Annotated in this window: 7 protein-coding genes; 5 read left to right on the top strand and 2 right to left on the bottom strand. The window is 47.6% G+C overall.

The window, feature by feature from the left end; translation table 11 throughout:
• Positions 1–12: 12 nt before the first annotated feature.
• Genes adhE through LEPBO_RS0118195 form a run of 5 tightly spaced genes read left to right on the top strand, consistent with a single transcriptional unit; the run spans position 13 to position 9,299 of the window.
• Positions 13–2,652, top strand: a complete 2,640-nt coding sequence (gene adhE / locus LEPBO_RS0118215; protein WP_017289000.1) for a bifunctional acetaldehyde-CoA/alcohol dehydrogenase — start codon at positions 13–15, stop codon at positions 2,650–2,652.
• Positions 2,653–2,662: 10 nt separating this feature from the next.
• A complete protein-coding gene (locus LEPBO_RS0118210) occupies positions 2,663–5,416 on the top strand; it encodes a bifunctional acetate--CoA ligase family protein/GNAT family N-acetyltransferase (RefSeq protein WP_017288999.1) in 2,754 nt (917 codons plus the stop codon).
• Positions 5,417–5,427: 11 nt separating this feature from the next.
• Complete coding sequence (locus LEPBO_RS0118205) at positions 5,428–6,219, top strand: radical SAM protein (RefSeq protein WP_017288998.1); 792 nt, start codon at positions 5,428–5,430, stop codon at positions 6,217–6,219.
• Positions 6,220–6,230: 11 nt separating this feature from the next.
• A complete protein-coding gene (locus tag LEPBO_RS0118200) occupies positions 6,231–6,854 on the top strand; it encodes a 4Fe-4S single cluster domain-containing protein (RefSeq protein WP_017288997.1) in 624 nt (207 codons plus the stop codon).
• 18 nt (positions 6,855–6,872) lie between these two features.
• Positions 6,873–9,299 (top strand): phosphoketolase family protein, encoded by a 2,427-nt coding sequence (locus tag LEPBO_RS0118195; protein ID WP_017288996.1) that lies wholly within the window; start codon positions 6,873–6,875, stop codon positions 9,297–9,299.
• Positions 9,300–9,410: 111 nt separating this feature from the next.
• Here LEPBO_RS0118195 and LEPBO_RS0118190 read toward each other — a convergent pair whose 3' ends face one another.
• Positions 9,411–11,315 (bottom strand): tetratricopeptide repeat protein, encoded by a 1,905-nt coding sequence (locus LEPBO_RS0118190; RefSeq protein ID WP_017288995.1) that lies wholly within the window; start codon positions 11,313–11,315, stop codon positions 9,411–9,413.
• 174 nt (positions 11,316–11,489) lie between these two features.
• Positions 11,490–13,685 carry a hypothetical protein gene (locus LEPBO_RS0118185; protein ID WP_017288994.1) on the bottom strand — a complete coding sequence of 732 codons (2,196 nt, stop codon included), beginning with the start codon at positions 13,683–13,685 and terminating at the stop codon, positions 11,490–11,492.
• Between the last annotated feature and the right edge of the window lie 71 nt (positions 13,686–13,756).

Below are 13,756 nucleotides of genomic sequence, written 5' to 3'. Positions count from 1 at the left end.
GGGACGGAATTTATGAACATTGTCGCCGAAAAACCACAAGATCTCGAAACTCTGATTCAGCAAGTCAAAGCGGCTCAAGCTGTCTATGCAACCTACACACAAGAGCAGGTTGATCTGATTTTCAAAAAAGCAGCGCAAGCTGCAAACGAAGCGAGAATTCCGTTAGCGAAGCGTGCCGTTGCAGAAACAGGCATGGGAATTGTCGAAGACAAAGTGATCAAGAATCACTTTGCATCGGAATTTATCTATAACAAGTACAAGCACGAGCAGACCTGCGGCATTCTAGAAGATGACCCTGCCTTCGGCTATCAAAGAATTGCCGAACCGATTGGCATCCTCGCTGGAATTGTGCCCGTCACGAATCCCACTTCGACGACGATTTTCAAGGCGTTGCTGGCACTCAAAACCCGCAACGCCATTATTTTTTCCCCTCATCCCAGAGCGAAACAATGTACTGCGGCGGCTGCCAAAATTGTGCTTGATGCTGCGATCGCAGCAGGCGCACCTGAAGGCTTGATCGGTTGGATCGAAGAACCGACGATTGAGCGATCGCAGGCTTTAATGCAGCACCCAGATATTAAATTGATCATCGCAACTGGCGGCCCTGGAATGGTCAAAGCCGCTTATTCATCCGGTCATCCATCGTTAGGAGTCGGTGCTGGAAACACGCCAGCCATCATTGATGAAACGGCAAACATTAAAATGGCAGTCTCATCGATTTTACTCAGTAAGACGTTTGACAACGGCATGATTTGTGCGAGCGAACAATCGGTTGTAATTGTCGATGCCGTGTATGAAGCTGTGAAGCAGGAATTTATCGATCGCGGTGCATATTTCCTCGATGCAGCAGAACGCGATCGCCTCCGAGACTGCGTCCTCGAAAATGGTCACTTAAATCCTAAAATCGTTGGGCAGTCTGTTGCTCGGCTTGCTGAACTAGCAGATCTGCAATTTGAAGCAGGCATTCCGAAAGTGCTCATGGCAGAAGTGGAAGAAATCGGCACTCAAGAACCGCTGTCTTATGAAAAACTTTCGCCGATTCTGGCAGTGTATCGAGCCAGTGATTTTGAAGATGCGGTGCTGAAAGCCGAGAAGATTGTCGAGTTTGGCGGATTAGGACATACTTCAGTTCTCTATACTCAGCCCGCAAACACCGAGCATATTCGACACTTTGAGAATGTGTTGCGAACCTCGCGGGTGTTGATCAATACTCCTGCGTCTCAAGGTGCGATCGGAGATTTATACAATTTCCGGCTTGATCCATCGCTGACATTGGGATGCGGCAGTTGGGGCGGCAATACTGTGTCTGAAAACGTTGCGGCTCATCACTTGCTGAACATTAAAACCGTATCGCAGCGGCGTGAAAATATGCTGTGGTTCCGCGTTCCCCCGAAAGTTTACTTCCGGGATGGGTGCTTACCTGTAGCTCTCAAGGAACTAACTGGAAAACATCGAGCTTTTGTGATTACGGATAAGCCGCTATTTGAACTGGGCGTTTCGGAAAAAGTGACGCAGGTTCTAGAAGGAATTGGCATTACGCATCAAACTTTCTATGATGTCGAACCTGATCCATCTTTAGAAACGATCGAGAAAGGTTTAGCTCAAATCAACCTCTTTCAGCCCGATGTGATTATTGCCATTGGTGGAGGTTCGCCGATGGATGCTGCAAAAGTCATGTGGCTGATGTATGAGCAACCGGATACCGAGTTTGAAGGCTTAGCAACTCGCTTCATGGATATTCGCAAGCGTGTCTATGAAGTCCAACCTTTAGGGCAAAAAGCGAGCATGGTTTGCATTCCAACCACGTCAGGAACGGGTTCGGAAGTCACACCGTTTGCTGTTGTTACAGACCAGCACACTGGGATTAAATATCCGCTTGCCGATTATGCGCTCACGCCGAATATGGCGATCGTCGATCCTGATCTCGTGATGCAGATGCCAAAACGCCTGACTGCGTACGGCGGTATCGATGCCTTGACCCATGCCCTCGAAGCTTATGTGTCAGTCTTTGCATCCGAGTTCACGAATGGGCTAGCTTTAGAAGCAATTCGCTTACTGCTGAAGTATTTACCTGCTGCCTACAAAGAAGGTGCAAACAATCCCAAAGCTCGCGAGAAAGTGCATTATGCGTCAACGATGGCAGGGATGGCATTTGCGAATGCATTCTTAGGCATTTGTCATTCAATGGCACATAAACTCGGTTCGACTTTCCATGTCCCGCATGGGCTTGCGAATGCTTTACTCATCTCCCATGTGATTCGGTACAATGCGACCGATGTTCCGTTCAAGCAAGCAATTTTTCCACAGTACAAATATCCGAATGTGAAATGGCGCTATGCGGTGATTGCTGAGTATGTGGGCATTACGGGCGCAACGGATGAAGAAAAGATTGAGAAATTGATTGCCGCGATCGAAGATCTCAAAGAGCAGCTTGACATTCCAAAAACGATTAAAGCAGCGCTGTCCGAAGACGATCGAGCTTTCTATGCACAAGTGGAATGGATGGCAGAGCAAGCGTTTGATGATCAATGTACAGGTGCAAACCCGCGCTATCCACTGATTGAAGACCTCAAAGCTTTGTACATTCAAGCCTATGAAGGCAATGCAACTACGCTAGGACAGGCTGAAAACCAAGCTCTAGTAGCACCGTAAGGGGGATTGCATGACTATTGTTTCTTTCGCAAATTGTCAGAGCGATCGCGTTCATGACATTTGGCGCTCTGGATATCATCCGCTGGATGCAATCTTCTCACCGAAAACGATTGCCGTCATTGGTGCAACTGAGCGAGATGGCAGTGTAGGAAGAACGGTACTCTGGAACTTGATGAGCCATCCATTTGGAGGCACAATTTTTCCAGTAAATCCGCAACGACCGAGCGTTTTGGGAATCAAAGCGTATCCTACGATCGCGGACGTTCCCGAAGCAGTTGATCTCGCGATTATTGCCACGCCTGCGCCGACGGTTCCTGATCTTGTCGGCGAATGTGTGGATGCGAATGTCAAGGGTGTGATTATTCTTTCGGCTGGCTTTCGTGAAGTTGGCTCAGCGGGTGTCGAGCTAGAACAACAAATTCGCGCCCATCTGAAACGAGGTCAGTTGAGATTGATTGGTCCAAACTGTCTCGGTGTCATGAATCCTCATTTGGGGTTGAATGCAACCTTTGCAAATTCGATCGCGAAACCTGGAAAAGTCGGCTTTATCAGCCAGAGTGGTGCTTTGTGTAGTGCGATTTTGGATTGGAGCTTTCATGAAAATGTGGGCTTTAGCTCATTTATCTCGATCGGCTCAATGCTCGATGTCGATTGGGGCGATTTGATTTACTATCTCGGTGATGATCCCCACACTGAGAGCATCGTGATCTATATGGAATCGATCGGCGATCCACGATCGTTTCTTTCTGCCGCGCGAGAAGTTGCACTGACTAAACCGATTATTGTGATTAAAGCCGGACGAACTGAAGCAGCGGCTAAAGCTGCCACGTCTCATACCGGAGCAATGGCGGGTAGCGATGATGTGTTTAATGCTGCACTGCGGCGCTGTGGTGTTCTGAGAGTCGATAGCATTTCTGACTTGTTTGATATGGCAGAAGTCCTAGCAAAACAGCCTCGTCCGAAAGGTTCACGACTGACGATTATCACAAATGCAGGTGGCCCCGGTGTGCTTGCAACCGATGCTTTAGTGACAAATGGTGGAACTTTAGCTGAGCTATCACCCGAAACGATTGAGGCACTCAATCAGCATCTTCCTGCACATTGGAGTCATCACAATCCCATCGATATTCTTGGAGATGCGGAACCTGAACGTTATGCCAAAGCATTAGAGATTGCTGCTCAAGATCCCAATAGTGATGGATTGCTTGTCATTCTCACGCCGCAAGCAATGACTGACCCAACTCGAACGGCTCAGCAATTGCAGTCCTACTCTCAACTGGGTAAACCCATTCTTACCAGTTGGATGGGAAATTCAGAAATTGCAGCCGGAGCAGAGTTGCTCAATCAAGCCAAGATTCCAACATTTGCTTACCCGGATACTGCGGCGCGATTGTTTAACTATATGTGGCGATATAGCTACAATCTGCGCGGCATCTACGAAACGCCAACTTTAGCCGAAGCTGAGACAGTAAATCGGCTCGAAATTGAACAGATCATTCAAAACGCGAGAACCGCACGAAGAACCCTACTCACAGAGTTTGAATCCAAGCAATTTCTCGCGGCTTACGGCATTCCAACTGTTGAAACCCAGGTGGCTCGGAGTGCGGAAGCAGCAGTTCAAGTGGCTGAAAAGCTAGGCTATCCAGTTGTGCTTAAACTGTATTCAGAAACGATTACCCACAAAACCGATGTCGGTGGTGTGCAATTAAACTTGCTGAATGCAGAGGCCGTTCGTGAGGCTTATCAAGCGATCGCGGCGACTGTTTTACAACGCACCCAGGACGCACAAGCCTTTCTCGGAGTCACCGTACAACCGATGATTCAAAGAGAGGGGTACGAATTAATCATTGGCAGCAGCCTTGATCCCCAATTTGGGTCTGTGATGCTATTCGGCTCTGGAGGGCAACTCGTTGAAGTGTATCGCGATCGCGCGATCGCACTTCCCCCCTTGAATACAACGCTCGCCCGGCGAATGATGGAGCAAACGCATATTTATCGAGCATTGCAGGGAGTACGAGGACGCAAAGCGGTCGATCTCGCCGCCCTAGAGCAACTCTTAGTTCGGTTTAGTCAGTTAGTCGTTGAGCAGCGATGGATTAAAGAGATTGAAATTAATCCTTTGCTTGCTTCGGCTGATAAGCTCTTGGCTTTGGATGCAAGGATTGTTCTACATGATCCGGATGTGACTGAAGCTGAACTCCCGAAATTAGCAGTTCGTCCTTATCCTAGTCAGTTTACTTGGAAGTACAAGCTATCTGATCAAAAAGAGGTGACGATTCGCCCGATTCGCCCTGAAGATGAGCCTTTGCTGATTCAATTCCATCAAACTTTGTCAGAGGAAAGCGTATATTTTCGCTACTTCCATATGATTGGGCTAAAACAGCGGATTGCTCACGAACGTCTGACTCGACTGTGTTTTATTGACTACGATCGCGAACTTGCTCTAGTCGCTGAAAGGAAAGATGCTCAAACCGGAGCATCTGAGATTTTAGCAATTGCAAGGCTGAGTAAACTACATGCGACGAATGATGCAGAGTTTGGAATGATGGTCAACGATCGCTATCAGCGTCAAGGGCTTGGAACCATGTTGCTCAACTGCTTGCTGAAGGTCGGACGGCATGAGCATCTTGAGCGCATTCGTGCTGAGATTCTTTGCGAAAACAGAGCGATGCAGCGCGTCTGTGAGAAACTGGGATTTCAGCTCAGACGGGATGCAGAAGAAGGCGTGATGAAAGCAGAGATTTCATTCGCGATCGACGAGTAAGGAGAAATTCCATGCAAACCACGCAATTCGCTTCAGTGTATGGGCCTGTAAAATCTTGGCGTTTCGGTCGATCGCTCGGCATCGATCCGATTGGTTCAGTTTCAACTTGCTCATTTAACTGTGTTTACTGTCAACTGGGAGAAATCGAGCAGCAAAACGCGACTCGCAAAATCTTTGTCCCGACAGAGCGAATTCGGCAGGATCTTCTTGGCTTTCAGCCTTGGGATATTGATGTCATCACGTTGAGCGGAAGTGGGGAACCGACGCTAGCTCAAAATCTGGGCGAAATCATTACGATGGCTCAGATTCTCACTGGTAAATCGGTCGGAGTGCTGACCAATGGCAGCCTACTGGGGGATTCCTCAGTGCGTGCGGAATTAGCGATCGCCGATTTCGTCGCTGTCAAAATTGATGCCGTCTGTGATCAACAATTTCAAGGCATTAACCGCCCCGTTCAAAATTTGACTCTCGACAAAATTTGGTCAGGTTTGAAGCAATTTCGACAACGCTACCGAGGACAGCTTGCCATTCAAACAATGCTGCTTTCTCCCTGGCGCGATCAAGACCAAATCAACTACATTACCCACCTACAAGAACTATGCCCCCAAGAAATTCAACTCAATACGCCCACGCGCCCTAAACCGCTAGAACATCAATTAGATGCGCGGGGCAACCATGAACTGCTTCAGTCTTATCCAGTGCGATCGCTTAAACCCGTGAGCGAAGAAGTGCTGAAGCAGTTTCGCGATCGCATTCAAGCTGTGCTTGATGTTCCAGTTCGTTATCCCGCTTTAATCCATTGAGGTGAAAGACTATGCACACCAAACCTGACGCTTATCAAGAACTGCTCGAGATTCCCCCTGGATATCTCAACATTATGGGCTATGTCGATGAGTCAGCCGTAAACGGGCCTGGATGCCGAGCGGTGATTTGGGTGCAAGGATGCTTACGCGAATGTCCAGGATGCTTTAATCCAGCTTCTTGGTCGTTTGAAGCCAATCAACTGGTCACGATTGAGAGTCTAGTCGAGAAGATTTTGAGCAACGATCGCAATCAAGGTGTGACTTTTTCCGGTGGAGAACCGTTCTGGCAAGCTCCTGCGCTTGCAAGTCTGGCGCGCCAAGTGAAAGCTGCTGGATTGAATGTGATGTCGTTTACTGGATTCACCTTAGAGCAATTGCGATCCGAGTTTGCTCCAGCAGGCGCTCAAGATCTGCTTGCAGAACTCGATTTAATGATTGATGGTGCTTATGTTGAATCATTAGCGATTCACAGTCCTGACTCTCTTGTGTCTTCAAGCAATCAGAGAGTGCATGTCTTTAATCCGGAATTGCATGATCGCTTAACTTGGGCGAGCGATCAAATTGAAATTCACGTCCTCAAAAATGGCGATCGCATTATTACTGGCTTCCAAGGTCAGATGTCTCTCACAGAGTAATTTAAGGAGTAGAAAGCGATGGTAACCACTCCCGCAGCAGAACGGTCGATTAGTCCGTATGGTGAAGCACGATCGACCGTTCAAGGATCGCCGCTCAGCACCGAAGAAGCTCGCAAAATTCATGCGTTTTGGCAAGCCTGCAACTATCTTGCAGTCGGCATGATTTACTTGCGTGACAATCCGCTTCTGCAAGAACCCCTCAAGCCTGAACATATCAAAAACCGTCTGCTCGGTCACTGGGGATCGAGTCCAGGTCTAAGCTTTATCTATACTCATTGCAATCGCCTGATCAAGAAGTTTGATCTCGATATGATTTTCTTGGCAGGTCCCGGGCATGGTGCGCCCGGTGTGCTAGCTCCCATCTATCTAGAAGGAACCTATTCGGAAGTCTTCTCAGATAAAAGCGAAGATACCGAAGGACTGCTGCGCTTCTTCAAACAGTTCTCTTTTCCGGGCGGCATCGGCAGCCATTGTACGCCTGAAACCCCCGGATCAATTCACGAGGGGGGTGAGCTAGGGTACAGTGTCTCTCACGCCTATGGAACTGTCTTTGACAATCCAGACTTGATCAGTGTAGTTGTCGTCGGCGATGGTGAATCGGAAACAGGCCCGCTCGCGACTGCTTGGCACTCGAACAAGTTTATCAATCCGGCACGCGATGGCGCGGTCTTGCCAATTCTGCACTTGAATGGCTACAAGATTAACAATCCCACAATTCTGTCGCGTGTCAGTCACGAAGAACTCGAAGATTTGTTCAGTGGCTACGGCTATAAGCCTTACTTTGTGGAGGGAAGTGATCCCGAAACCATGCATCAGGCAATGGCTGCGACCTTAGAGCATTGTGTGAACGAAATTAAAGCCATTCAGCAACAAGCTCGCAGCAGCGATGTCGCTCAACGCCCTCGCTTTCCGATGATTATTTTTCGGACTCCCAAAGGCTGGACAGGACCTCAGACAGTCGATGGGCATAAAGTAGAAGGATTTTGGCGATCGCACCAAGTTCCCTTATCTGAAATGCAGCACAATCCGGAGCATCTTCAACAGCTAGAAGCTTGGATGAGAAGCTACAAACCAGAGGAACTCTTTGATCAAAATGGCAAGCTACTCGCTGAACTTAAGGATATGGCTCCGACTGGGACGCATCGCATGAGTGCGAATCCTCATGCTAATGGTGGGATTTTGCGTCGGGCTTTAAAGATGCCAAACTTCCGCGACTATGCGATTGACGTGCCCAAACCAGGACAGCTCGAAGTTGGAAATACTGTGCCGTTAGGCAAATTTCTGCGGGACATCATGAAGATGAACCCGAACAACTTCCGAGTCTTCGGGCCGGATGAAACGACTTCTAACAAGCTGAATGCAATTTACGAAGTCAGTAAGAAATTCTGGATTGCAGATTATTTGCCTGAAGACGAAGACGGTGGCGAACTCTCTCCAGACGGGCGCGTGATGGAAATGTTGAGCGAGCATACCTTAGAAGGCTGGCTCGAAGGCTATCTGCTCACGGGACGACATGGATTCTTCTCAACGTATGAAGCATTTGTGCATGTGATCGATTCGATGTTTAACCAACATGCGAAATGGTTAGAAATTTGCAATCATCTCTCTTGGCGCGAAGACATTGCATCATTGAATCTTTTAATTACGTCTACAGTGTGGCGGCAAGACCATAACGGCTTTACTCACCAAGATCCAGGCTTTCTAGATCTTGTTGTTAATAAGAGTCCTTCTGTGACTCGGATTTACTTGCCGCCCGATGTCAATTCGTTGCTTTCTGTAGCCGATCATTGTTTGAGAAGTACTAACTATATCAATGTGATTGTTTCTGACAAGCAACTCCACTTCCAGTATATGGATATGGATACAGCGATTAAACATTGTACAAAGGGACTTGGCATCTGGGATTGGGCGAGTAATGACCAGGGAACAGAACCCGATGTTGTGATGGCAACAGCGGGAGACATTCCCACTCAGGAAGCATTAGCTGCGACAGCGTTACTGCGGCAAGAATTTGCGGATGTGAAGATCCGATTTGTGAACGTCGTTGATCTGTTTAAACTACAACCGGATACAGAGCATCCGCATGGATTAAGCGATCGAGACTTTGACAGTCTGTTCACAACCGATAAACCGATCATTTTCAACTTCCACGGCTATCCTTGGTTGATTCACCGTCTGGCTTACCGTCGGACGAATCACGCAAATCTGCATGTCCGAGGCTACAAAGAGAAAGGCAATATCAACACACCTCTGGAACTCGCGATTAACAATAATATCGATCGCTTTAGTCTCGCAATGGATGTTATCGATCGCGTTCCCAGACTCAGAACAACGGGCGCTCATGCGAAAGAAAAGTTCAAAAACATGCAAATTCAATGTCGCCAGTATGCGTATGAACATGGGATTGATCAACCTGAAGTGATTAACTGGAGGTGGAATCTTTAGGACTACTCATAGTTCACGACAATTAAGCTGATAGGGAGATAGGGGGTAATCTAAGTTTGGGTTCTCCCCATCTCTCTCCTAACTCTCTCCATTTCGCGCGTTCAGAGTCTGCTATGTGTGGAGCAGATTCAAGGATTGTTCTAAAAGAGGGATTGCTTTTGCAGATTGATTTTGCGTGAGATAGAGATGAGCGATCGCAATTAAATTTGCCCGCACAAAATCTTGATGCTGAGCAGACCGAGAAAGTTTCGCTAAAAGGGACTGCGCTACCTCTGGCTGATTGGCTGCAATAGCTTCTAACACAGCAAATTGAATGATGGATGCTTTGAAGGTGCAGTACTGGTCGGGAATCTTTTGGATCAGTTGATCCGCTTTTGTAAAATTGCGGGCGCGACTATAGAAGGTTGCAAAACTGCCGAGGTTGATGGCTGTTGTTCCTGCGATCGAGGGCTGAACTGGAATTGCGGTAACGGGTGGAGTAGGTTTTTCGGGTTGGAAGGATGAGGCACTCAGCCGGACATACTCAAAAAATCGCCATAAAGCGGATTCGTCAGGAGGAGTGGGTGAGATGGGTAGCAAAGGTTCAAACGCTGGAAATTTTGGTTTTTGCGATCGTTGCTCAAAGCTTCGCAATTGTCGATCGAGCAGTTGATTTGCCTGCTCAAAATCACCCGCTTCTGCAAACTGAACTGCAATCGTCGGCAAAAGGGGCTGAATGTTTTGCTGAGTTGCTAAAGATAAGGCTTCTTGCAGTAAGGTGTGTGCTTTCGTTTGGTATCCGACCTGATTGAGTGCGGATGTAGTCTGAAGTAGGCGAATCAGATCTCCGTTGTTGCCGCGCATGGTTGAGATCACACGATCGCTGAGTGCGGATTGATTTGCCAGTGCTGCTTTGTAAGCAACCATCGCTTGTAATTTCGGTTCTGCTAATGATGAAATTGCCGCTGCGGATGCCCATTGTTCTGTTTGAAGAAAACGCTGGATGATCCGTTGAGCCGTCTCTTGTTGTAGCTTCGCATCTTTGATCGAAAGTAGAAATCGTTGGCTTTGTTGAACATTTTTTTGTTCTGCAAATTGTCGCGCGATCGCGGATCGGGTTGAATCTTGACGATGGAAGCTAAAGGAATCCGGATCAGCTTGAACTGGGAGCTTTTGAATCAAGTCTGCAACTGTGGTTAAATCTCCAATGGCAGCATAAGCAAGGCTTAAGTGATGGGTCAAGTCAGGGTTCACAGACAGGCTATTTGATCCTGTTTCGATGTTGAGGTTCATGAGTTCAGCCCGTGCGCGATCGCGCTGTCCGATGCGAGCAAATTCTTGAATCATCCTGAGCCGATTAGATAGGTTGCGAGGTTCCGATCGCGCTTGATCTGTTAAGGATTCGAGTAGAGATCGGGCTGCCTGAAAATCTCCTGCTTGACGATAGACGACTGCTAAATTCACCCATTCGGAAAGTTGATCGTCTTGGGTCAGCACAGAGCGAATCTTTGCTGCAATTTTTAGAGTGATAGGTTGATTGGGATATAACTCCGCTAGTACAATCCACCACAGCAATTTGCCGTTTTTGATCGGGAGTTGATCGACCACGTTCAGTATCCAATCGGCTTGATCTTGAACAGGTAGAGTCCGCGCCGCGAGAAAGATCGCATCAATATCTCCAAATCCAGTCAGGTTGAGCTTAGGCACATGTGCGGTTGCAGCAGCTTGATCTCCAGCGATAAGAGACTGAATCATGACTAAGGTTGAGAGATCTTTAGGGGCGAGCTTGAAGCGCGATCGCATCTGCTCGTTGACCTGAGCGGCGCGTTCTGGTTGACCTGCTTTGAGAAATGCGATCGCAATTTCTGCCATTTCTTTTCCTTGCTGACTTTTCGCCAATTGAGGATCACTCAACGGAATCGCGCGATCGTCTCCACCATAGGGACTGATGCAGGCTGGCTTAACCTGCGCCAGACTCATCGAAGGCAGACCAACGAGTTGCAGACTGAGAAGTGTGACCGGGAAAAGTTTGTGCATTGGTCGAGGAGATTACGTTGAATCGGTATAGGATTTTGCGATCGTGAGCAAATGCAAACCGCGATCGCGTAACTTTGAATCAGAATAGTCTTCCTCAGCAAAGTGGGTTTAGCCCGTGGATAGAATTCCTAGGCTAAACCGCAACGAACTGAAAACCCAGGGAAATTTTCTCGACTAGCTTGAAATTGCACATCTCACCTTTTCGAGTGCTTGATCGCGAGTCTTCTTCTCTTTCAAAGTATTCGCAACTTTCAAAGCCTGAGCGGGTTGCTTCAATCGAGCGTACTGAACCGCGATCGCTTCAATCAAACTTCCGCGATCATTCTCCATCTCGATCACCGTTCCCCCCTCTGCACCCAATCGATCAAACTGAGATTCTTCTCCTGGAATCGTTTGAGCAACTTTGAAGGCTTGAGCGAGGAAAGGAAGCGCTTTATCGGTCTGTTTGAGTTGGGTGTAGCGTTGAGCGATCGCCAGCAGTAATTGAGTTTGACCACTGGCTGAATTTAACCGAGGCACAATGGAAGTTGCCATATCAAATCGATTTTGCGCTAATGCCATTCCTGCAACTGTCTGTAGGCGTTGAAAGCGCTTTTCAGGCAACACAGAACCGTTTGCAAGCTGAAAGGCTCCATCTATCTGATTGGCTTCTCGAAACAGTTCAAACGGATTGTCTATTCGTCCACCTAGCTGCATATCATTCTGATTCATCTTGCTCTTAACAACGCGATCGAGCAATCTCTGAGTCGTTCCAGTATCTCCTATCTGAGCGTAAGAAAGGGCAAGTACTGCTACCCCAATGTATTCAATGTCATCTGGCTCGTTCGTGTCGCCGCCCTCACGCTGAAGTCGGTCACGGGATGCTTTCATCAATGCGCTAATTTGCTGCTCAGTGGTCTGAAGCAAATTCTTTGCCCAAGCTGTTTGTCCAGATTGATGAGCAGCCAGCGCGATCGTAGATTTCAATCGAATCTGCAACACTGGGCGATTCGCGATCGGCAACTTTTCTGTCCACTGCAAAGCTTGTATATGCCGACCTTTCTGAGCATGAGATGTCGTGATTCTCTCAACATCTTGATCCGTCAGACCAAAATCAACCTTTGAAATGCGATTCCATTCTTGGATAAACCAATCAAACTGCTCCGCTTCAGTCGCAGTGTTTATCAGATTAACAAGTTCAAATCTGTGCCAACTGCTATCTTGCTGATTCAGGATCTCAGTCAATTGCTGAGAAAGCAGTTTCTTCGCTTTGACTGGCTCATTTGCACGAACATCAGCCAAAAGAATGACCTTGTAAGCTTCTTTCTTGAAAGATGGCATCTCAGAATTGATAGCAAGCCGTCTTGCTGCATCTCTTCGACCTACCTCGACTAGATTGACGACGAGATCTCTTCTCAGCATTTCTGAAGTATAGAAACCACTCACTAGGTTTGGAGTGGCAGCAATCGCCATTGCCTGATCAAACCGTTTTGTCGCTATTCCTGGTTGTTGAGCACGCTCATAAGCTACGGCAACTTTTCCAAGTGCGATCGCTTTTTGCATCGGATGTGTAATGGTTTGAATCGCTTGATCTGCATTGCCTAATTGCTTGATTCTGATGTAGTTCTCAGCAATTGCTCTAAATACGATCGCGTGTGATTCTGAATTTTTAGGCAGCTTAGCCGCGATCGCTCTTGCTTTCGTAAAATTCTCATCTTCAGCATGGAGTGTTGCGAGTCGAACGAGTCGGACAGCTCGATCGGATTGCTGAATCTGCTGAATTGCTTTCTCAGCTTGGGTGAGACTGGTTTGAGCGATTTGCGGTTGAGGCAATGCAGCATATCCTGCGGCAATATCGAGTAACCGATCTGCTTTTTCAGTTGTCCCCTGAACAAAACGCACAGCATCACGAGCTTGATTGAGAGCATTGATCGCAGATGGGAACTGATTGAGAACAATGTAGGATTTTGCGATCGCAGCGAAGGCACGAGTTTTAATTGAGCTATGGTTTGGTTTCAGCCGTTGCGTAATTTGATAAAGCTGATCTAAGATTTGCGTCGTCTGTTTTTTGTCAGAAAATTTCAGCAACTGCTCGATTCGAGTCCCGTTGTTGTCTTCTAAAAGCCACTGCTCGACTGTATTATGAGGATATTGCGTTTGCGGTGTGATCAACAAAGCTTCTCTTAAAGTTCGCACCGTTGTTGCCAGATCACCATTGTCTAGTGCAACACGAGCTTGATCGCGCAGCGCATATTCATCCGTATCTAACGTTTGATCTGGAGCGCAAATAGAAGTTTGAGCAACGACTGGAAGCTCGATCGCTGGATAAGCCTGCAATCCTGTAACTGTTAGTAGTGTGAGGAGAACAGAGAACCGGGTAAAACGAATCATAAGCAATGAATTTCAATCTACGGATAATAGCTACAATGGCAAAGACTCCGGGTTCTGAATGTCAGCGTAAC

Origin of the sequence: Leptolyngbya boryana PCC 6306, assembly GCF_000353285.1 — a bacterium.
Taxonomy (GTDB): Bacteria; Cyanobacteriota; Cyanobacteriia; order Leptolyngbyales; family Leptolyngbyaceae; genus Leptolyngbya; species Leptolyngbya boryana.
Note: the sequence above shows the minus strand (reverse complement) of the source record. Positions and strands in the feature narration are given on the sequence as shown.